This is a genomic window from Paenibacillus sp. RS8, assembly GCF_041956825.1.
In the GTDB taxonomy this organism is placed as follows: Bacteria; Bacillota; Bacilli; order Paenibacillales; family Paenibacillaceae; genus Paenibacillus_AQ.
The window spans coordinates 6,396,545-6,418,366 of record NZ_CP168131.1 but is presented as its reverse complement, the minus strand read 5'-3'; the positions used below and the strand labels follow the sequence as shown (position 1 = coordinate 6,418,366).

Annotated in this window: 22 protein-coding genes; 21 read left to right on the top strand and 1 reads right to left on the bottom strand. The window is 43.9% G+C overall.

The window, feature by feature from the left end; translation table 11 throughout:
- The first annotated feature begins 126 nt into the window (after positions 1-126).
- From accB to ACDZ28_RS30150, 18 genes are all read left to right on the top strand, one after another.
- Positions 127-636 carry an acetyl-CoA carboxylase biotin carboxyl carrier protein gene (gene accB, locus ACDZ28_RS30235; protein ID WP_042129818.1) on the top strand — a complete coding sequence of 170 codons (510 nt, stop codon included), beginning with the start codon at positions 127-129 and terminating at the stop codon, positions 634-636.
- Between the two features lie 54 nt (positions 637-690).
- A complete protein-coding gene (gene accC / locus ACDZ28_RS30230; protein ID WP_042129816.1) occupies positions 691-2,034 on the top strand; it encodes an acetyl-CoA carboxylase biotin carboxylase subunit in 1,344 nt (447 codons plus the stop codon).
- Positions 2,035-2,148: 114 nt separating this feature from the next.
- The gene (locus ACDZ28_RS30225) at positions 2,149-2,565 is read left to right on the top strand and encodes an Asp23/Gls24 family envelope stress response protein (RefSeq protein ID WP_042132343.1); all 417 of its coding nucleotides are present in this window, start codon (positions 2,149-2,151) and stop codon (positions 2,563-2,565) included.
- 74 nt (positions 2,566-2,639) lie between these two features.
- Positions 2,640-3,179, top strand: a complete 540-nt coding sequence (gene amaP, locus ACDZ28_RS30220; RefSeq protein WP_042129814.1) for an alkaline shock response membrane anchor protein AmaP — start codon at positions 2,640-2,642, stop codon at positions 3,177-3,179.
- A 15-nt stretch (positions 3,180-3,194) separates the two neighbouring features.
- On the top strand, positions 3,195-3,428 hold the full coding sequence (locus ACDZ28_RS30215) for a DUF2273 domain-containing protein (RefSeq protein ID WP_042129813.1): 234 nt from the start codon (positions 3,195-3,197) through the stop codon (positions 3,426-3,428).
- A gap of 292 nt (positions 3,429-3,720) precedes the next feature.
- Positions 3,721-4,173 carry a transcription antitermination factor NusB gene (gene nusB / locus ACDZ28_RS30210; protein WP_042129811.1) on the top strand — a complete coding sequence of 151 codons (453 nt, stop codon included), beginning with the start codon at positions 3,721-3,723 and terminating at the stop codon, positions 4,171-4,173.
- A 143-nt stretch (positions 4,174-4,316) separates the two neighbouring features.
- Positions 4,317-5,174, top strand: coding sequence for a bifunctional methylenetetrahydrofolate dehydrogenase/methenyltetrahydrofolate cyclohydrolase FolD (folD, locus tag ACDZ28_RS30205; protein WP_375103506.1), 858 nt, complete (start codon positions 4,317-4,319; stop codon positions 5,172-5,174).
- Between the two features lie 11 nt (positions 5,175-5,185).
- A complete protein-coding gene (gene xseA / locus ACDZ28_RS30200; RefSeq protein ID WP_375103505.1) occupies positions 5,186-6,565 on the top strand; it encodes an exodeoxyribonuclease VII large subunit in 1,380 nt (459 codons plus the stop codon).
- A complete protein-coding gene (gene xseB, locus ACDZ28_RS30195) occupies positions 6,543-6,800 on the top strand; it encodes an exodeoxyribonuclease VII small subunit (RefSeq protein WP_042129807.1) in 258 nt (85 codons plus the stop codon). The genes xseA and xseB overlap by 23 nt, the downstream gene beginning before the upstream one ends.
- Entirely contained in the window at positions 6,787-7,734 is a 948-nt protein-coding gene (locus tag ACDZ28_RS30190) for a polyprenyl synthetase family protein (protein WP_042129805.1), read from the top strand. Before xseB ends, ACDZ28_RS30190 begins: the two co-directional genes overlap by 14 nt.
- 99 nt (positions 7,735-7,833) lie before the next feature.
- The gene (gene dxs / locus ACDZ28_RS30185; RefSeq protein WP_042129804.1) at positions 7,834-9,738 is read left to right on the top strand and encodes a 1-deoxy-D-xylulose-5-phosphate synthase; all 1,905 of its coding nucleotides are present in this window, start codon (positions 7,834-7,836) and stop codon (positions 9,736-9,738) included.
- Positions 9,739-9,784: 46 nt separating this feature from the next.
- Positions 9,785-10,684, top strand: coding sequence for a TlyA family RNA methyltransferase (locus ACDZ28_RS30180; protein WP_042129803.1), 900 nt, complete (start codon positions 9,785-9,787; stop codon positions 10,682-10,684).
- Positions 10,685-10,911: 227 nt separating this feature from the next.
- Positions 10,912-11,277, top strand: a complete 366-nt coding sequence (locus tag ACDZ28_RS30175) for a hypothetical protein (protein ID WP_375103504.1) — start codon at positions 10,912-10,914, stop codon at positions 11,275-11,277.
- A 148-nt stretch (positions 11,278-11,425) separates the two neighbouring features.
- Complete coding sequence (gene ahrC / locus ACDZ28_RS30170) at positions 11,426-11,875, top strand: transcriptional regulator AhrC/ArgR (RefSeq protein WP_042190440.1); 450 nt, start codon at positions 11,426-11,428, stop codon at positions 11,873-11,875.
- A gap of 63 nt (positions 11,876-11,938) precedes the next feature.
- On the top strand, positions 11,939-13,666 hold the full coding sequence (gene recN, locus ACDZ28_RS30165; protein ID WP_375103503.1) for a DNA repair protein RecN: 1,728 nt from the start codon (positions 11,939-11,941) through the stop codon (positions 13,664-13,666).
- Positions 13,667-13,804: 138 nt separating this feature from the next.
- Positions 13,805-14,917, top strand: a complete 1,113-nt coding sequence (gene spoIVB / locus ACDZ28_RS30160) for a SpoIVB peptidase (RefSeq protein WP_375103502.1) — start codon at positions 13,805-13,807, stop codon at positions 14,915-14,917.
- Between the two features lie 199 nt (positions 14,918-15,116).
- Positions 15,117-15,932 (top strand): sporulation transcription factor Spo0A, encoded by an 816-nt coding sequence (gene spo0A / locus ACDZ28_RS30155; protein ID WP_042129795.1) that lies wholly within the window; start codon positions 15,117-15,119, stop codon positions 15,930-15,932.
- 322 nt (positions 15,933-16,254) lie between these two features.
- A complete protein-coding gene (locus tag ACDZ28_RS30150; protein WP_375103501.1) occupies positions 16,255-16,848 on the top strand; it encodes a hypothetical protein in 594 nt (197 codons plus the stop codon).
- A 110-nt stretch (positions 16,849-16,958) separates the two neighbouring features.
- On the opposite strand, the gene ACDZ28_RS30145 is transcribed toward ACDZ28_RS30150, so the two are convergent.
- The gene (locus ACDZ28_RS30145) at positions 16,959-18,701 is read right to left on the bottom strand and encodes an ABC-F family ATP-binding cassette domain-containing protein (protein ID WP_375103500.1); all 1,743 of its coding nucleotides are present in this window, start codon (positions 18,699-18,701) and stop codon (positions 16,959-16,961) included.
- 398 nt (positions 18,702-19,099) lie between these two features.
- Here ACDZ28_RS30145 and fabZ point away from each other — a divergent pair, with 398 nt between their 5' ends.
- The 3 genes from fabZ to ACDZ28_RS30130 all read left to right on the top strand — a co-directional run bounded on the left by fabZ (position 19,100) and on the right by ACDZ28_RS30130 (position 21,816).
- Positions 19,100-19,528 (top strand): 3-hydroxyacyl-ACP dehydratase FabZ, encoded by a 429-nt coding sequence (gene fabZ / locus ACDZ28_RS30140; RefSeq protein ID WP_375103499.1) that lies wholly within the window; start codon positions 19,100-19,102, stop codon positions 19,526-19,528.
- A 457-nt stretch (positions 19,529-19,985) separates the two neighbouring features.
- Positions 19,986-20,762, top strand: a complete 777-nt coding sequence (locus ACDZ28_RS30135) for an ABC transporter ATP-binding protein (protein WP_283908407.1) — start codon at positions 19,986-19,988, stop codon at positions 20,760-20,762.
- Between the two features lie 43 nt (positions 20,763-20,805).
- Positions 20,806-21,816 (top strand): aliphatic sulfonate ABC transporter substrate-binding protein, encoded by a 1,011-nt coding sequence (locus ACDZ28_RS30130; protein ID WP_375103498.1) that lies wholly within the window; start codon positions 20,806-20,808, stop codon positions 21,814-21,816.
- Positions 21,817-21,822 lie beyond the last annotated feature (6 nt).

Here is a 21,822-nt window from a genome sequence, read left to right as displayed (position 1 = left end):
ATATGACGAAAGAGCTCGGGTTCTCCCGGGCTCTTTCCATTTCTAGTGTTTATGATATAATACATAAAGTTATCTTGTCCGCTTAAGAAGTGGCTTCGAGAGAAAGCTGAAGGAGTGAACTAATGTATGTTCAAGTTGAGCGAAATTAAGGAATTAATTAAATTGCTGGACCAGACCTCCTCTGTACATGAGTTGGAGATCGAAAGCGAAGGAATGAAGCTTGCAATTCGCAAACCGGATCGCCCTGAAGCTGATGGAACAGCAGTACAGGCGACTCCTTATAATGCCTATCCCTTTACGCCTGCCCCGCAGCCGCAGAGCGTGCAGCAAGTGCCTTATCCAGTAATCAGTGAGGTTCCTCCAGCGCAGCAGCCACAAGCCGTCGCAGAAGGCAAACTACATAAAATTGTATCTCCAATGGTGGGAACGTTTTATAGTGCCGCTTCTCCGGAAATGCCATCGTTTGTTAATGTTGGAGACCGTGTTGGTGAGAAAACTACGGTATGCATTATCGAAGCGATGAAGCTGATGAATGAGCTGGAAGCGGAGATTAAAGGTGAAATCGTGTCCGTACTGGCCGAGAATGGTCAGCTTGTAGAATACGGTCAACCACTATTCCTGGTTAAACCGGAATAAATACCGCAGATTACTTATGGAGCGGAAGCTTCGCAAAACTTTGGGAGGAAACGCATGAACATTCAAAAAGTGTTGATTGCCAACCGCGGCGAAATCGCGGTCCGCATTATTAGGGCCTGCCGAGAACTGGGCATTTCCACCGTCGCGGTCTATTCGGAACCCGACCGGGATTCACTGCATGTCCGGTTGGCTGATGAAGCTTACTGCATCGGTCCGATGCCGTCCAAGGACAGCTATCTGAACTTTACAAATATTATGAGTGTAGCCACCTTAACAGAATGTGATGCCATCCATCCTGGTTATGGATTTTTAGCTGAAAATGCAGATTTTGCAGAGATTTGTGAATCTTGCAATATTATCTTCATTGGGCCATCTCCAGATGCAATCAACCGTATGGGTGATAAAGCTGTGGCGAAGGAAACCATGAAGCTGGCTGGCGTTCCGATCATCCCGGGCTCAGATGGCCTCGTAGGTGATGTTGAGGAAGCCGTCATGCTGGGCCGTGATATCGGATACCCGATTATCATTAAGGCTACCGCAGGTGGCGGGGGTAAGGGCATTCGGATTGCTGAGGACGAGGAATCATTGGTGAAGCAGATCACTGCTGCACAACAGGAAGCGCAAAAGGCGTTCGGTAACGCTGGTGTATATCTGGAAAAGTACCTTACAGGTATGAAGCACGTAGAAATTCAAATTATTGCAGATAAGCATGGTAATGTAGTGCATTTAGGTGAACGCGATTGTTCCGTACAGCGTCGTCGCCAAAAGCTGATTGAAGAGGCTCCTTGTTCTGTGCTCACACCGGATATTCGCGAAGCGATGGGTAATGCTGCAGTTCGTGCAGCACTCGCTGTAAACTATTCGGGAGCGGGAACGCTTGAATTCCTGCTTGGTCCGGATGGACAGTTCTACTTTATGGAGATGAATACTCGTATCCAGGTGGAGCATCCGGTAACTGAAATGGTTACGGGTGTGGATCTGATCAAGGAAATGATCTCTGTTGCAGAAGGAAATCCTTTGTCTTTTACACAGGAAGATATCGTAATTAATGGTTGGTCGATTGAATGCCGTATCAATGCGGAAGATCCAGAGCGTAATTTTATGCCTTCACCAGGTAAAATCGGCTTTTATTTGCCGCCTGGAGGTCTCGGTGTTCGTGTAGACAGCGCGGCGTACCCTGGGTATACGATTTCCCCTTTCTATGATTCTATGATTGCAAAGCTGATTGTATGGGCACCTACACGTCAGGAAGCGATTGCAAAGATGAAGCGCGCCTTGGCTGAATTTGCGGTGGAGGGAATCCACACTACGATCCCTTTCCATCAGAAACTGTTGGAGCATCCTGTGTTTCTGGATGGCAATTTTGACATCAAGTTTCTGGAAGAGCATGAAATTTAGGACGACTTCGCTTTGTTTGTCATAAAGTTCGTCAAATGATATAGTATGTTTAATAAGAGACGTGCTTTACGCTTGAATTTATGAGAATCTTTGTTGAAAGGTGTGAAGTCTAAAATGAGTACATTGCCGACAGAATACGAACGGACAGAAATCGGTGAGATCCAGATTGCTCCTGAAGTGATCGAGGTGATCGCAGGTTTAGCGACCGTTGAGGTTAAAGGTGTAGCAGGCATGAGCGGTGGTTTCGCCGGTGGTATTGTTGAGCTTCTCGGACGTAAGAACTTGTCCAAAGGAGTTAAAGTAGAGGTTGGACAACGCGAAGCTGCAGTGGATGTTTCTGTAATCATTGAATATGGTAACCGTCTTCCTGAAGTGGCTGCTGAAATTCAGCGTAATGTTAAGCGTTCCATCGAGACTATGACTGGTCTGACTGTTGTGGAAGTGAATGTGCATATTCATGATGTACAATTCAAGAACAACAACACTGTAGACAAGAACGAGGAAGCTGAAACTGTTCTTCGCGTGAAATAACAGTCGTCGTTCTTCCATAAACCCCCGACAGCAAAGTCGAGGGTTTACTCTAATTTAAGGAGGTTATGAGACTCGTGGCAAAAATTTTGGACAGACTTTTGCTGTTTGTCTACAGCTTAAGTATCGGAATATTATCTGTTATTGCCATCCTCCTCTTGAGCGGTGCTATTCCTAAAACTTTGGAAATTGAGAATGGACCAGCAGCTTATATTACTGCAATTGTAGTAGCAGTTGTCTTGTTCCTTCTGAGCATCCGATTTTTCTACATCTCTTTGCGTCGTGATCGTGCTTCTTTACCTTCTGTTGATCAGCGTACAGAGTATGGGGATATCCAGATTTCAGTGGAGACCATTGAGAATCTGAGTCTGAAGGCTGCCGGTAAAGTGAAGGGAATCAGAGATCTCAAATCGCGTATTCGCGTTTCTCAGGCTGGCCTTGAAATTACAATTCGCGCAGTAGTGGATGGTGAACATTCATTGCCGCTATTAACCACAGAAGTGCAGCGTCAGGTGCATGATTTTGTGCAGGAGACAACCGGTATTCCGGTTGCAGATGTGTCTGTGTACATTGCTAACCTCACGCAGTCTCCAAGCTTCAAAAGTCGAGTGGAATAGAGGTGAGTTTCCCTTATGTCTTGGAAAGAAGTATGGGAAAGTCACGGGGGTAGAATCGCCGGAGTGACTTTCGGCATTGGTCTAGGTTTGATCTATTTAATTTGCGGTTTTTGGGATATGTTGTTCTTTGCACTGGTAGTGTTCATCGGATATACGCTCGGCAAAAGAAAGGATAACGCAGAAGCTCCCCTGTTTCAGTGGCAGGAGCTGATCACGCGTCTGTCCGGACGCTGGCGTCCCTTCAAATGAACCGCGATAGTCTTTTTCCCGGAGCAGGAAGCCGTAAGTTTGTGTTGTCCAATGCCCCAGGAAGAAAGGCTTTGCGGTTTTTTTAATTAAGAAATTTATCATTAACGGACAATAATCCTCTAAGGATTAGGGATAGAAGTTGAAGAATTTGGGCTTAAAATAATTGTAGGCGATGCAATTAAAGGTTTGAATGATTATCACACTAGAGGTGTGAAGTTCTATCTATGGTTGCCCGACGTTGTAGAAGTTTAAGTAAACATGTTAATGCGATATAAGATTTTAGGAGGAACACATGAAAAGACGTATAGCGAGAGAGATTATTGTCCAAAGCCTGTATCAGATGGAAATGAACGATGTAGAAAGCGCGGATGCCGTAGAAATGCTGCTGGAGGAAGCTTCAGAGGAGAATGAAACCGAGCGTGTAATTACGGACGAGATTCAGCTCAAGCACTATGTGGTGGAGCATGTAAACGGAGTATGGGAGCACAAAGTTGCGATTGACGATATGCTTGAGCATTACTTGAAGGGCTGGCAGATGAGCCGTTTGTCACGTGTCGATCGTCAGATTTTACGTCTTGCGGCTTATGAAATGGTGTTCGCGAATGATGTTCCGGCGAAGGTTGCTGTGAATGAGGCTATTGATTTGGCCAAGCATTTTGGAACGGATGATTCCGGTAAGTTTGTAAACGGTGTGCTTGGGAAGATGATTCAAGAGATCGATACAATTAAAGCTGACCATTCTTAATATTAAAAAAAGTAAGAAAGTTTGAGTTTGTATCTATTCTTTATGTCTTATATTTCTCGCTTAAACGCTTATCGTCCTAATAAGGACGTCGAAGGCGTTTATGCTTGTACAATAGTAAAGTATATAAAAGGGGAGAGACTATCATGACAGCAGCAATCATCAGTGGTAAACAAGTATCTGAGGAAATTCGTATTGGTATTGCCCAGGAGGTTGCTGAACTGGCGAAACGCGGCGTGAAGCCCGGTCTGGCAGTAATTCTAGTAGGTGAAGATCCAGGGTCACAGGTTTATGTGCGTAACAAGGAAAAATCCTGCATCAGCCTTGGTTTCCATTCGGAAGTGCATAAACTGGATGAGTCTACTACTCAGGAAGAATTGCTGGCTCTCGTAGCGCAGCTTAATGGACGCGATGATATTGATGGGATTCTGGTTCAGCTTCCGTTGCCTAAGCATATTGAGGAAAAAGCCGTTATTGATGCAATCTCTGTGGAGAAAGACGTTGACGGCTTCCACCCTGTAAATGTAGGTAACCTAGTGATTGGTGCAGACAGTCTGCTTCCTTGTACACCTGCTGGTGTAATTGAACTAATCAAACGTACAGGAACAGGTATGGCAGGCAAACATGCTGTGGTCATTGGCCGCAGTAATATCGTAGGCAAGCCGGTATCTTTGTTGCTGCAACGTGAGAATGCTACTGTAACGATGTGTCACTCCCGTACAGCTAATATGCAAGAAATTAGCCGCCAAGGAGATATACTGGTTGTAGCGATCGGACGCGCTAATTTCATTGATGCTTCGTATGTGAAACCGGGTGCTGTTGTCATTGATGTCGGTATGAACCGTTTGGATAACGGTAAGCTTGCGGGTGACGTTGATTATGATAGTGCAAAAGAAGTTGCCGGATACATCACACCTGTTCCGGGTGGGGTTGGTCCGATGACCATTACAATGCTGATGAGCAATACGCTGATTGCGGCTAAACGCCGTCACGGCTTGGAATAGGGGTAGGATTCATGGCGGCAGAGCGGCAGGTCTATTCGATAAAAGAACTCAACCGTTATATCCGCATGAAGCTAGACTCGGATACGTTACTTTCGGATGTATGGATTCGCGGAGAGATTTCCAACTTTACGCATCACGGCAGCGGTCATATGTATTTCACACTAAAGGATGAGAGCAGCCGGATCAAGGCGATTATGTTCGCTTCCCATAACCAGCGCCTGCCGTTTATTCCGAAGGAAGGTGCCCGGGTTATCGCTAGAGGTAATGTGACCGTATATGAACGGGACGGGCAGTACCAGTTCTATGCCACACATATGCAGCCGGATGGAATTGGTAGTCTATATTTAGCTTATGAGCAGCTGAAGAGTAAGCTTGAGCAAGAGGGTCTGTTTGCAGAAGCGCGTAAACGGCCGTTGCCTCGCTTTCCGAAGTGCATCGGCGTAATTACTTCGCCAACGGGTGCAGCTGTACGGGATATCGTGATTACACTCCAGCGGCGGTTTCCGCAGGTGGCAATTGTAATCTATCCTGTACTGGTGCAAGGCAAGGGCGCCGCGCCTTCGATCGTGAAGGCGATTGGAGCGCTGAACCGCATGGGTGAGGCCGACGTACTTATCGTCGGCCGCGGCGGCGGTTCGCTTGAAGAGCTGTGGGCGTTCAACGAGGAGGAAGTCGCGCGAGCGATATCGGCATCAAGCATTCCGGTCATCTCGGCCGTTGGCCACGAGACCGACTTCACGATTGCCGATTTCGCCGCCGACCTCCGCGCGGCTACCCCCACAGCGGCCGCGGAGCTGGCCGTGCCACATGCCGGCGAGCTTGCTGCGCAGCTTCGCGGGCAGCAGCAGCGGCTGCGCCAAGCGCTGCATAGACGCGCCCAGCGCGGACGCGAGCGTCACGCGGGACTGGAACGCTCGCTGGCGCTGGCAGGCCCGCGCCGCTCGCTGATGCAGCACACGCAGCGGCTGGATCAGCTGCGTGAGCGGCTCCAGCGCTCAGCGGATGCACGGCTCAGCCGTTCCCGCGAGCGCAAAGCTGTGCTGCATCATAGTCTGCAGCGCTTCCATCCGCACGGCAGTGTTGCCGCTGCGCGGCAGCGCACCGAGAGCATACGCCGTGAGCTGATGGGTGCCATGCAGGCCCGCCTGCAGGAGAAGAAATCTCGCTATGTAGCGGAGATTCGTCATCTGGATGCGCTGAGCCCGCTAAAAGTCATGTCGAGAGGCTACAGCTTAGTCTATGACGAGGCAGAAGAACATTTAATCAAATCGCTGAACGAAGTACAGCTTGGCGATCTTGTAGTTATAAAGATGAATGACGGACAGCTGAACTGCCAGGTATGGGGAATGAAGGAGGATGGCAAAGACGATGACGAAGGAAGCGGAACTTGATTTTGAAGGCGCCATGGACCGGCTGGAGGAAATCGTACGTGAGCTTGAACACGGCGACGTTCCCCTGGAGAAGGCCATCGATTTATTTCAGCAAGGTATGAAGTTATCTCAGCTTTGCGGCAGCAAGCTTGAGCAGGTAGAGCGTAAGATCGAAATGATTACCCTAGAGGACGGAGAACTGCGTAAGAAGCCGTTTGGTGCACGTCTGGAAGGGGACGCCGATGACTCGCTTTGAGCATGAGCTTGAGAGAAACTCTGAAGGAGAAACACTGCGTCAGCCACTGGAGGATTACATCGCGTCCTTAAGCGATCTAGTCTCACATGAACTAGATGTTATTCTCCCCACACAATGGATGGTTCCAGAGAATTTGCAGCAAGCCATGAAGTACTCACTTATGGCTGGGGGCAAACGCCTCCGGCCACTGCTGGTGATTATCGCATGTGAAGCACTGGGAGGAAGTCGAGAGGCTGCCCTGCCTGTCGCTGCTGCTATAGAGATGGTACATACCTACTCGTTAATTCATGATGATTTGCCTGCCATGGATAATGATGATTATCGGCGCGGGAAGCTGACGAATCATAAAGTCTTTGGGGAAGCGACCGCTATTCTTGCGGGTGATGCCCTTCTGACCCATGCTTTCTACAGTGTGGTACAAGCCTCGCGTAAATTTGGCGTCCCTGCGGAAAGTGTACTATCCATCGTGGAGGATTTGGCGGAAATGGCAGGTCCTCGTGGTATGGTTGGCGGTCAGATTGCAGATATGGAAGGTGAGCAGGGTCTAACCGATCTTGCACAGCTAAAGTACATTCATCTGCATAAGACAGGAGATTTGATTATCTTCTCGCTACTAGCTGGCGGTCGTATTGCAGGCGCTAACGAGCAGCAGCTCAAGGCCTTACATGAATTTGGAACAGCCGTTGGACTCGCTTTTCAGATCCAAGATGACATTCTAGATCTGGTTGGGGACGAAGGCAAGCTTGGTAAAAAGACAGGCAGTGATGTCAAACAGCATAAGGTAACCTATCCTTATTTTATTGGCCTCGAAGCCTCGCGTGAAGAAGTGAAGCAGCTTACAGAAACAGCCCGTAATGCTGTACTGAACGGCGGCTTTCACGACCACCAGCGCCTGCTGGAAATTGCAGATTATTTAATGGCACGAGATCACTAATTATGAACTTTCGAAACGGCTGTATTTCGACAGCCGTTTCGTTTGTGTTATAATGGGTTTTATATAATTTACAACATCTAGGAAAGCGGGGAACTATACGTGCTGCTTCCACAAATAAATGATCCTGAACAACTGAAATCTCTGTCAATTGATGAGTTAAATACTCTAGCGGAGGAAATTCGTCGATTTCTGATTGAGAAGCTTACAGCAACTGGTGGGCACCTTGGATCCAATCTTGGAGTCGTGGAGCTCACTTTGGCTTTGCATTATTGCTATAACAGTCCTCGGGACAAAATGATTTATGACGTTGGTCACCAGGCCTATGTCCATAAGATACTAACCGGTCGCCAAGACCGTTTCGACACCTTGCGTAAATATCAGGGCTTGTGCGGATTTGTTAAGCGCTCCGAAAGTGAGCATGATGTGTGGGAAGCTGGACACAGCAGCACCTCATTATCAGCAGCAATGGGGATGGCGATGGCCCGTGATCTCAAGGGTGAAGACAACAAAGTAATTGCCGTGATCGGTGACGGAGCACTTACTGGCGGAATGGCGTTTGAAGCACTTAACCATATTGGTCATGAGAAGCGTAAGCTAATGGTTATTTTGAACGACAATGAAATGTCCATAGCTCCTAACGTAGGGGCAATGCACAATTACTTAAGCAAGATTCGTTCAGATCGCCACTATTTGCGTGCTAAAGATGAGGTTGAAGGGCTGCTTAAGAAGATTCCGGCCATCGGAGGGCGTTTAGCGAAGACCGCTGAACAGTTAAAGAACAGTCTTAAATATATGATGGTACCTGGTGTATTGTTTGAAGAGCTTGGCTTTACGTATCTCGGCCCGGTGGATGGACATGATTTAGAGAAAATGATTGATACCTTCCACCAAGCAGATAACGTGGCTGGACCTGTACTTGTGCATGTATTGACGACCAAAGGCAAGGGCTACAAACCGGCTGAGACCGATTTCTATAAATCGCATGCCATCTCACCTTACAAAATTGAATCGGGTCAGTCGCTTAAAGCTGTGGGTCCACCAATGTACACCGAAGTATTTGGCAGTACGCTAATTGAACTGGGCCGGGAGGATTCGCGTCTGATTGCAGTTACGCCTGCGATGCCAGGAGGCTCGGGCTTATTCCCATTCGCGAAGGAATTTCCGGATCGTATGATTGATGTCGGGATTGCGGAGCAGCATGCGGCTACACTTTGTGCAGCTTTGGCTATGGAAGGGATGAAGCCGGTATATGCGGTGTATTCCACCTTCATGCAACGTGCCTATGATCAGATCGTTCATGATATTTGCCGTCATAACGCAAATGTTATGTTCGCTATTGATCGCGCTGGATTTGTAGGTGCGGATGGTGAGACTCATCAGGGCGTGTACGATGTTGCCTTTATGCGCCATATTCCGAATATGGTGATGATGATGCCTAAAGACGAAAATGAGCTGCGTCATATGATGAAGACGGCGCTTGAATATAATGACGGCCCGATCGCTTACCGATACCCTCGAATTAATGGTACGGGTGTGACGATGGATGCAGAGATGCATACCATTCCAATCGGATCTTGGGAACGTCTACGTACTGGGGAAGGTTATGCGGTTGTTGCTTGCGGTCCTATGGTTCAAGTGGCTGAAGAAGCCGCTGATTTGTTGAAGCGTGAAGGAATTCAGGTGGGCGTTGTGAATGCGCGTTTCCTGAAGCCGCTCGATAACTCTATGCTGCTTGATTTGGCTCACGCTGGAACCAATATGGTTGTTATTGAAGAGGCTAGCCAAGCGGGAAGTCTCGGCAGTGCGGTATTAGAATTCTATGCAGAGCATGAAATTTATGATGCTCGTGTACATCTGATGGGTGTACCTGACATCTTTGTGGAGCACGGCTCCATTAAAGAACAGCGCCAGGAAACAGGTCTTACTGTAGAAAAACTATGTGCACGTATCAAGTCCATGATGGCTTTGAGTGCTTATAATTACAAAACAACTTCGTCTTCCTAAGTGGAAGCCGGAAATTAGCAACCCTTTGAACGATCGGGAGATGACCATGGAACACCGTAAAGAACGGATAGATGTATTGCTTGTTGAGCAAGGTTTTTATGAAAGCCGTGAGAAAGCTAAAGCAGCCATTATGGCAGGGCTGGTGCTAGCGGATGAGGAACGCATTGAAAAGGCTGGTATGAAGGTGTCACGGGAGGCTACCCTTAAGGTTAAGGGCTCTGTACATCCTTATGTCAGTCGTGGGGGCCTAAAGCTGGAGAAGGCTCTTCGCCAATTTAATATTGATCTTACGGGACGGACCATGTTAGACATCGGTGCTTCTACTGGAGGCTTCACGGATTGTGCACTTCAGAATGGAGTAAGCCATGTGTACGCGATAGATGTTGGTTATAATCAGCTGGATTGGTCGCTGCGTAATGATGAACGCGTTAGTGTTATGGAACGTACGAATTTCCGATATATGACGCCTCCAGATTTGGTGGGTCCGATCCCGGATTTTGCGAGTATTGATGTTTCGTTTATCTCCTTAAAAATAATTCTTCCACCGCTCAAAGCGTTGCTTAAGCGCCCGGCGGATATTGCCGCGCTGATTAAGCCGCAGTTTGAGGCGGGGCGGGAGAAGGTTGGTAAATCAGGTGTGATTCGTGACTCTGCTGTCCATAAAGAGGTATTGATTAATGTACTGACCATGGCGGCAGAGCTGGGTTACCAGCTACAGGGATTAACCTTCTCACCGATTACAGGTGGGGAAGGGAATATCGAGTTTCTTGCTCACTGGAGACTATCGCCTGAAACTGCGGAAGATGAAGAGGTATTATTACCTTCAGATGCTGTCTCATCAGTCATATCAGTGGAGGATTTCCCATCTCTTGCGGATGAAGTGATTAAGCAGGCTACGGGTACTTTTAATGTAAATTCAACTCATGGAAACTCATCGCGCCGGTGAGTTTCTTTTTCCATATGGTCAAGTCAGTGAAATCGAATATACGGAAAGCTCCTAAAAAGCCTGCGCAGAAGAAGGAATTAGCAAGGCTTCACGCGAATAAATCACCGAGGTGATTGATAGTGGCGGGTAGCTCTGACAAGGTCGTCATGGCGTTTATTGGAGTAGCATTATCGATTTTTATAATTTATCGGATATATATATGGCTGCAAAGTTCTCCGCGTTCTTTCATGAAGGATCAGATCCCGTTTAATAAAGTGATTATTCCTCACCCTTCTATAGACATACTAGAGGATGAAGGGTATGAGGTCGTTGGAGGGAAGCTCAAAATCCCGTTGTCCTTCAACGTAAACGGGGCGCAGATGTATAGCCGGTTATTTATAGATTATGTGGCGACTAAGGAAGAAGGATCAATATATTTGGTCATCCTTTCCAGACCACGCAAACCTTTAGATTTCACAGGAAGTGGCTTACGGGATACCTTGCTTCCGTACTTACTGATTTATCCGGAATGCAGCGGAGTTCTGTATGTTAATGTTGCTGCGGGATCTATTCAAGTGATTAGGCTCGGCAGGGATGACGGAGAATCAAACTGAGTCCATATTTAACTAGGTGTATGCTTCCGAAGTAGTTTTGCCGAAGCTATTCAGGGTGCATCGCTTACAAAACTAAGTCCATGCTTCCGATGTAGTTTTGTCGCTGCAAATCTGGAAGTGTCGCTTACAAAACTTTTAGGAGGCAACAATGAAGGGACAACGACATATTAAGATACGCGAGATTATTACGCAAAAGGATATCGAGACACAGGACGAGCTGGTAGAAGCTTTGCGTGAATCTGGTTTCCAGGTTACTCAAGCGACTGTATCTCGGGATATTAAAGAGCTATTGCTTATTAAGGTTCCTATGGATGATGGAAGATACAAATATTCACTTCCAACCGATCAACGGTACAATCCAATCCAGAAGCTGAAGCGAGTTCTAGTGGATAATTTTGTACAGATCGATTCATCGGCTAATCTTGTGGTGATGAAATGCTTACCGGGGACGGCTAACTCAGTGGCAGCTTTGATTGATAATATTGACTGGCCACAAATTATGGGGACCATCTCTGGTGATGATACCATTCTTATTATTTGCCGTCAGCCTGAGGACAGCAAGACCGTGATTTCGCAAATTATGGGTTATATTTCTTAAAATATAAAAAGTATTAACATCATTCTATCAAATTCTTATCATCTTCTCGGAGGTGCTCTATTAGTGTTAGAAACCTTGTCTATTCGCAATCTAGCCGTCGTTGAGGCGGTAGATGTGCATTTTTATCCTGGCTTCCATGTGCTTACAGGGGAGACTGGGGCAGGTAAATCCATTATTATTGATGCGCTTGGACTGATTGCCGGAGGCCGCGGTTCCGCGGATTCTATTCGTTACGGCTGTGAAAAAGCAGAGATGGAAGCGCTCTTCAGCCTTCCCAGCGGTCATCCTGTCTGGGATACTTTGGAGCGCCTTGGCATTGAGGCCCAGCGTGAGGAGCATCTTATTATACGTCGTGAGCTTACCTCTCAGGGGAAAAGCACATCACGCGTAAACGGACAAATGGTCAATCTTACGATGCTTCGTGAAATTGGCGAGCAGCTGGTGAATATTCATGGACAGCACGAACACCAAAACTTATTGAAGGCAGAACGACATTTGGGACTGCTGGATACATACGGAGAACCTATAATCGGGCCGCTTAAAGCGGTATATCAGGAAAAGTATTCCGCCTTTGCAAAAGTGGAGAAAGAGCTCCGAGAGCTGCAGGAATCCAGTCAGAAGGCATACCAAATGCTTGATTTATATCGTTTTCAGTTAGAAGAAATTTCATCTGCTGCATTAAAACCGGGAGAAGATGAATTACTTGCCGAAGAACGGGTCAAACTATCCCACAGTGAGAAAATGATGGATTCCGTATCCGGTGCATATGAGCTCCTCTATGATAGACAAGGCTTAGAATCCATCGGTAATGTCATTTCAAGGCTCGAGGATGCGGTTCGTTACGATGAAAAGGGTCTTAAATCCGTGCTTGAGCAGTTGCAGTCCTCTTATTATCAACTGGAGGATGCTGCATTTCAGCTTCGTGATTACCGCGAAGAGATTGAGTTCAACCCACAGCGACTCGAAGAAATCGAGAACCGTCTTGATTTAATCACCGGACTTCGCCGTAAATACGGAGATAGTGTAGAACAGATTCTGGCTTATTATGAACAAATCCATCGGGAAACCGATCTGCTTGAGAATAAAGATGAATATCTGGAGAAGCTGACGACCAAACGCGATGCATTATTAGCTGTGTTGATGGAAGCAGCTACTGAATTAAGTGAAGCACGGAAGCTGTGTGCGTCTGATTTGGCCACGCAAGTGGAAAGTGAGCTTAAAGATCTTCAGATGGAAAGAACCTCGCTACAGGTTAAATTAGATACGCTGGAGGACCCACGTGGTGTTGAATATAAGGGTCGGCGTATACGTCTCACAAGACAAGGGATCGACAGTGCGGAATTTATGATTTCCCCTAACCCTGGCGAGCCGTTAAGACCTCTTGGCAAAATTGCCTCGGGTGGTGAGTTGTCGCGTATTATGTTGGCAATGAAGAGCATTTTTGCGCGTCATGATGCAATTCCAGTTCTGATTTTTGATGAGGTGGATACCGGTGTGAGTGGTCGAGCTGCTCAATCCATTGCAGATAAACTGTATAAGCTGTCCTCCACCTGTCAGGTGTTCTCCATTACGCACTTACCGCAGGTGGCTTGTATGGCTGATCATCAGTACTTAATCCGCAAAAAGGTTGAGGACGGAAGAACCATGACTGAAGTGGAATCACTCTCGAATGATGGACGTGTAATGGAGCTGGCCCGAATGCTGGGTGGGGTGGAAATTACCGAAAAAACATTGCACCATTCGCAGGAAATGCTCAATTTGGCTGAGGCCAGTAAGGCTGCAACAAGCTAAGCGGAACAATGATTGACAGTAATAAAAGCCTGGGGGCAAGGTTATCTTATAGGTACGCAATTGGCGACCACCTTTTTCGTCAAGCGAAAGAAGCAAAAGGGAGCGTGACAGCCATTGAAGCCTAACCTCAGGAAGTTAATGCCAGGCCTTTTATTTGCCTTCTTTCTTAGTTTATCGGGCATAACGGGAACCCACCAAAGTTTTGCCGCACCATTGAACAGTGAGCCTGCCAAGGTGACTGCGCAAGGAATGAAACCGGAACTGAAGGTGATCCCGGGAGGTCAAACGATCGGAGTGAAAGTGAAATCAGCAGGTGTTCTGGTTGTAGGACATCATCTGATTGAAGTATCCGAGAAATCTAAGCTTTCCCCAGGTGAAATCAGTGGTTTGGTACCTGGTGACTTGATGATCTCCATTGATGGAGAGAAGTTGGACGAGTTATCTAAGGTGGCCAAGCTTGTGGATCGCGCCGGAAAAGCGAATAATTCTCTGACGATTGTCTTTAAACGCGCTGGGAAAGAGCATACAGCCAAGCTCAAACCCGCGTATGATATTAATGACAAAGTTTGGAGGCTAGGCCTGTACATTCGAGATTCTGCAGCGGGTGTTGGCACATTAACTTTTTATGCCCCGAAACAAGGTGTCTATGGAGCTTTAGGACATGTGATTACGGACATGAATACAGGAACACCAATCGTTGTTGGCAGCGGTCATATCGTTCAGTCCAGTGTAACGTTGATTTCTAAAAGCCAGGATGGCGATCCTGGTGAGAAACGAGCTCATTTCTTGAAAGAAAGCCAAGTGCTTGGCAATGTTGAGAGTAATACAGATTTTGGTATCTTCGGTAAAATGAATCGTAATCCCGAGCATAGTCTTTATAAAGAACCTATTCCTGTGGCGATGAGTAATCAAGTCAAGGAAGGGCCTGCTGAGATTCTAACCGTGGTAGATGGACAGCAGGTGGAACGGTTTAATGTTGAGATCATTCATGTGGCACATCAGCAGACACCAGCTACAAAGGGTATGGTAATTCGTATTACAGATCCTCGACTGATCGATAAGACTGGTGGTATCGTTCAAGGGATGAGCGGAAGTCCAATCGTTCAAAATGGACGGCTCATCGGCGCAGTAACACATGTATTCGTAAATGATCCTAAGTCCGGATATGGCTGCTTCATCGAATGGATGCTTAAGGATTCTGGTGTAACGCTACAGGAGAATAGGTATCCATTAAATCTTAAGGCGGTTTAGCCTTAAGATTTTTTTGTCGAAGGATTACGAAGATCATCGAACTTTGAAATAAAATATTTAATTATAATCCATGCCAGAAAAAAAATAAAGAAAAATAATTTTCGACAGAAGGGAATTCAATCTCCATGTCGAAAATGTTAAGAGACAAGAAAAAAATGTTATTTTCGAATAGCAGATATAATTAAGGAGGAAGCAGCCAGTGCAGAATATTGAAGTGTTGTTGGCCGATGATAACAGGGAGTTTACGAATTTGCTTTCCGAATACATTTCTGAACAAGAAGATATGACGGTAACGGGTATCGCCTACAATGGTGAAGAAGTGCTTCAAATGCTCAGCGAAGCACGCAAAGTTCCCGATGTCCTTATTCTTGATATCATCATGCCACATTTAGACGGTCTGGGTGTCTTGGAACGTCTGCGTGATATGGATCTGAATCCTCAACCGAAGATCATCATGCTGACCGCTTTTGGTCAGGAGAACATCACTCAAAGAGCTGTACAGCTTGGTGCATCCTATTATATTTTGAAACCGTTCGATATGGAGGTCCTGGCAAATCGTGTACGTCAGCTTGTAGGGGTCCAAGGCAGCATGAGCTCATCCTCTAACATGTACAACTATTCGTCGACGTCCAGATCGAATGTAGTGCCGCTTACGAAGGGCAAGAATCTTGATGCTAACATTACCTCGATCATCCATGAAATCGGTGTTCCAGCACATATCAAGGGCTATCAGTACCTGCGCGAAGCGATCACTATGGTATATAACAATATCGAGATCCTAGGTGCGATTACAAAAACGCTCTATCCAGCCATTGCAGAGAAATTCAAGACCACCCCTTCACGCGTTGAACGCGCGATTCGCCATGCGATTGAAGTGGCTTGGACCCGTGGCAACATCGACTCCATCAGCCATCTATTCGGCTATACGATTAATATCTCCAAATCTAAGCCTACTAACTCGGAATTTATTGCCATGGTAGCCGACAAGCTGCGGATTGAGCATAAGGTTAGTTGAAAGGGTTAGGGGCAGTGCGTGGTAAGTAATTTTGGGTTGATGGTAGGTGTTTAGGCTAAAACAATTTTGCCTACAAACTTCTTTTTGGGTAATTTAAAGCCAATCAATTTCTTATTTGTATATGTATAAATTTCACTCCTTTATTGGGTTCGGTAAATCCAATGGAGGAGTGTTTGTTTATGATTTTTTTGAATTTCAGAGTTAGCTTTCTTCAATAGAGTTGATTATAGAGATTCTAATGGAACAATTTAGCATCTGATAAAACAAATATTTAATTTAGAAGGAGACATATGAACTTGAAAAAATAGTGGGAGTGTGAAATGTGGATAAGATATTATTGGTTTGTATTATGATAATGTTGACGTTAGCATCGGCTAATGGAAATGTTGAAATGACATCAAATCCAAATACTTCTAATAAGCCTAAACGTGAAACGGATGAGTCTATTATTCCAAAAAACTCATCCGTATATTGTGCTCAAGAAAGTATAAATTTGGATAGTGAAACTGAAAAAGATTTCTATGGAACTTGGAAAGTTGAGAAGCTTTTAGGATTTGCAAATTCATATAATGATGCTTCTGAATATCCAACAGGGCAAAAATTTATTGGAGATGAAATTATCATCAAAAAAGACTTTTTTTCATCAAAAGGACTTAAAAACTATAGTGTTTATCAATATGAACTTAAAAAACCATTATATGAGATTACAGCGACATGTTATAACTCTGACTCTTTTTATAGATTATATAAAATAGATATCCCAGACTTAAATATAAATGATGTAGTAAAAGTAATAAATATAAGTGACCCTTCTACAAATCTTGGAATACCTTTAAGTTTTTTTGTTGTTAATAACGATAGACTTATCTTGTTATCAGAGGCAACTATTTTTGAGCTTGAAAAAATTACTGATTAAATGAATGGGATTCTGAAAATACCCGTATCAAATCAATGCAGCAAAAAGACACTGAGATCTTATTCATCCGTGTCTTTTTTGTTTATACTTTTCCACCAGAGGATTGTATCTTAAAGCAGCTTAATCAGCTCTTCTAGCTCGTCAACCATACCTTTTGCAAGTTCAAAATTATTGTCTTTTAAAGCTAATTCTATTTTCATTTCAACTACTTTTTTATTTTGTTCATTTTCTAAATAGTCTTTATCAAAATGACTGGCATAAATCATCTTTCTGAATTTTCGCATACTCATTTTTCTAATCGTCTTATCGTCAATGATTAATACATAATCCATACCATTTACTACAGAATAGAAATCATGAGAAATCATGAGAATCGCACCTTTATAGTCTTCAATGGCTTTCTCCAGTGCGATTTGTGTATAGGTGTCTAAATGACTTGTCGGTTCATCAAGAAGCAATAAGTTTGCTTTGCTAGCAGAAACTTTTGCCAATTGCAGTATGTTTTTTTCGCCACCAGATAAAGATTCTATCTTTTGATTAAGAATTTCTCCTTCAAAACCATAGTTTGAAAGATGTGCTCTAATCTCGTCATAAGTTGCAAACCCAGCATCGATGAAGTCTTCTAGTATGGTATTAGAATCCTTTAGCACTTCGTCTTGAAGCTGAGAAAGATAAGCCACTTTAACATCATCATGTATTTTAATTGAATCATGATTATTTTTAAAGATATCTCGAAGTAAAGTCGTTTTCCCGGTACCGTTTGGACCGATAAGGGCTACTTTATCTGTAGGTTTCATCTCAAAGTTAACATTTTCTAAAATCAACTCATCAAAGGAAACACTATAATTATTCACATTTAAAACAGTGATGTCTTCTTCAATTTCATTGTCCACACCAAAACTGATTTCCGGTTGCTTAATATCAACGAATGGCGCTTTAATTTTTCGCGCTTCCAATCTTTCTTGAAACTTAACCCTAGCTTTTAACGCTCTTCCTCTAGATGCTTCTGAATTATAGGTTGCGATCGCTCTAAGATTATCAATAATGTCATCGTATCTCTCAATTTCTTCTTGTTCAGCAACTGCGATTTCTTGTAGCTCAATTTTTGTCTGAAGTAATGAGAAGTTATACTCAATATATCGCCCATCGAACTCTTGGATCTCCATGTTTTCAAGGTGTATAATTTTGTTAAAACAATGATTCAATAGATAACGGTTATGCGTAACAACTAACAATATTCCTTTATGAGCATTAATAAGATTTTTAAGTGCATTTAGGTTTTCAAAATCTAAAAATACATCGGGCTCATCCATAATCATTAAGTCTGGACGAGTCAGCATTTCCTTCATCACTTGAATAAGCTTGAATTCCCCACCGCTTAGGTCGGATACCTTAGCATCTTTTAGCTTCAAAAGGTTGGCTAAATTTAGTTTCTTATTAATATTGCTTTCAAAATCATTTCCATCCATTAAATCAAAGGCATCTAGAGCTAATTGATACTTTTCGAGTAATGAATCAATATCTGATGATGTTTCCATTTCAGTGAGAATAGCTGTTATTTCATTTTGTATCTTAATAAATTCTTCTCCTATATATTCAAAAACGGTTGTTTCTTTACTTCTGTCTACTTGTGAGAACTGACTTACATATCCAATTTTGCAGGTTGGGTCAATTTCTAACTTGCCTTCGAACAAATATTTTTCTGGATCCATCAGTATATCGATCAGTGTACTTTTACCACTGCCACTTGTTCCTATAAAAGCGCAATGTTGTGCCTCTTCAAGCGTAAATGTAATGTTTTTATATAGTTCTTTTTGCGGAAATGAGAAGGATAAGTTATCAACTTTTATCATAGTATTACCTTTCTTTATACAGAATTAGTGAATATTAACAGATGTGTAGAAGATCATAGACTTTGAGTTTACCGTTGATAGAGTAACACTGTTTACAAACAACATCAATCATTTCACATAAAGTTGTTCGTAGAATCGGAAAATCAATTTAGAACAATATGACTAAGCCTGCCCAGAGGGCGTCTAATAACTCTATTTTATCTGGAAAGAAGTGTGGTAGCCTCCGTATTTTATTTATGAATAAGAAACGGGTTTAAATACTGTAATGGAATTGTAGGGTTTGATATACTAAATATGGAAATGAAAAAAGGAATTAGATTAGCGTATAGCTTGATAAGGTGGTTAGCTACATAGATGGTTGTGAAATTGCAGTAAAACCAATCAAGAGGAGGCAATTCATGCTTGATATTGAAAGAATAAAAGAAGTAATTCCTCATCGATATCCGTTTTTATTAGTCGACAGAATATTGGAAATTGAAGATGGGAAAAGAGCTGTTGGAATTAAAAATGTGTCAATTAATGAGCCTTATTTCAGTGGACATTTTCCCAACTATCCGGTTATGCCTGGGGTCTTAATTGTAGAAGCATTGGCACAAGTTGGTGGTATTATTATGTCCAATGAAATGATCGGTACTAATAAAATTGGTTTATTGACCGGGATTGATAATTGTAGATTCAAACGTCAAGTAAAACCAGGAGAACAACTTCTGCTTGTATACGAAGTAACTCGAATGAAGGGACAGGTCGTCAAAGGAAAAGGTATTGCCACGGTAAATAATGAATTAGTGTGTGAAGCTGAAATAATGTTTGCAATCAGTTCAATTTAGGGAGTTTTAGTTTATGAAGGTATGCGTTCTCAAATAATGAAAAAGGAAAAATTATAGATGAAATGGCGCCACTAGATGATCTTAGTGAATATGGAAGTGGGTCAAAATTTTGAGCATAATATGAAATTTCAAAAGACTGCTGGATTTAAACCAGTGACCAAACTTGAGATACTTTAAAATGCCTTCAATTAAGAAACTAATGAATACCGCTTAATTATCGGTCCTAAAAACCAATAAATGAGCGGTATTTTTATGCTCAACCCCCTCCTTCACAAAATGCACATTCACTTGGAAAATAATGTTTGACATGTGAGGAATATCACTGATAAGATAAATTAAATTAAACCGAGGCGAATAATCGGATAAGAATACGGGAATACTCATTTCTTTTTTTGCGTTAAATACCAATTAAACTGATATGTATAATCATAATTTAATGGTGGAAAGGGTGGACGGAGTGTCTAAAGAAACACTGGTTATCGAACATTTGAACAAAGTATTCGCCGCTCCTGCAGGTGATGTTATCGCTTTAAGCAATATTCAGCTGAAGGTGAACAAAGGCGAATTAATTACGATTATTGGTCCCAGCGGTTGTGGTAAAAGCACCTTGCTGAAAATTGTGGCAGGGCTGGATACCAGCTACAGTGGTACGGTTCTACTAAATGGCAAGCAGATTGACGGCCCGAGTATTGAGAAGGGATTTATTTTTCAAGAGCCAAGACTCTTTCCATGGCTGACAGTGGAGCATAATATTGCAGCGAATCTATCCCTCAAAGACCCGGAGGTTCGTAAAAAGGTGGATGAACTGATTGAGCTTGTTCGCTTAAAGGGATTTGAGAAATCCTATCCGCGTGAGCTTTCAGGTGGGATGGCACAACGGGTATCTATTGCTAGGGCTTTACTGCGTAATCCGGATGTTTTACTGCTCGATGAACCCTTTGGTGCACTGGACGCTTTTACTAGATCACATCTGCAAGAGGTGCTTCTTGATATTTGGCAGAGCAATAAGACGACTATGTTATTTGTAACTCATGATCTGGATGAGGCTGTATTCCTGGCAGAACGGGTAGTTATTATGAATCCTCGACCTGGGCATATTCGCAATATTCTTCCTATCGATTTACCGTTTCCGCGCAAAAGATCCAGTACTTCATTCCAAGAGCTACGCCGACTGGTCTTGAGTGAATTTGAGAAAGTAGAGGAACCAGCGATTGATGTTGGAGCTGGTATCTAGATAAAGAGAGTTCATTTTTATAAAAAAAGGGGAGAAATGATCCATGAAACTATTTCGCAATTTATTACTTGTTATGCTTGTCTTGTCTGTATTTGCAACGGGTTGCGCTTCTAATGAGAAGAGTGCGGGAAAGAATGACGCCAACAAGTATGAAGGTGTGAGCATTAAGATTGGCGTGCAAGGTAGCGGAGGATTGTTTGGCAAAGCCCGTGAGGAAAAATGGTTTGAACAGGAATTTGATAAGCTGGGCGTCAAAGTAGAATGGACGGAGTTCCAAAGTGGACCTCCAATGACAGAGGCGATCGCTTCAAATAAGCTGGACATAGCGACCCTTGGCAACATGCCGATCATCGCAGCGCAAGCGGCGGGTATCCCTATTAAACTTATCTCTCAAGTATTAGAAGGTACGAATAACGTTGCGCTTCTTGTGCCTGGCAGCAGTACTGCTCAGAAACTGGAGGATTTGAAGGGGAAGAAGATAGCTGTTACAAAAGGCAGTAATGCTTACAACTTCCTTTATCGCGGTATCGAGGAATCCGGACTTAAAGATTCAGATTTTGAAGTAATTCAGCTGCAGCCTGATGAAGCTCAACCCGCGTTTGAATCAGGCGGGGTGGACGCATGGGCTACATGGGATCCATATATTACTTTAAATGCATTGACTGGTAAAGGGAAAGTATTGACTGACGGGAAGCAATTGGGCGTATTATCCCCTTCCTTTGTGATCTCCCGTTCAGCGTTCGCAGAGAAATATCCAGAACTAGTCACTCTTTACTTAAAGGTCACTAATAAAGCTATTGCATGGGAAAAAGATAACCGCGCTGAAGCGACAGAAAGATATGCTGCTGAACGGAACATCCCGGCGGCAGTTATAGAAGGAACGTTTGAACGTGCGCAAATGATTAACATCGCAATAAGTGATGCCATTGTCGAAGAAATGCAAAAGACGGCTGATTTTCAATATAAAATCAAGAACATTCGTAAAGAAATTAAAGTTTCCAAAATAACGGATAATCAATTTATCGAGGCAGCACTGAAGGAACCTTTGAAATAAGAGATG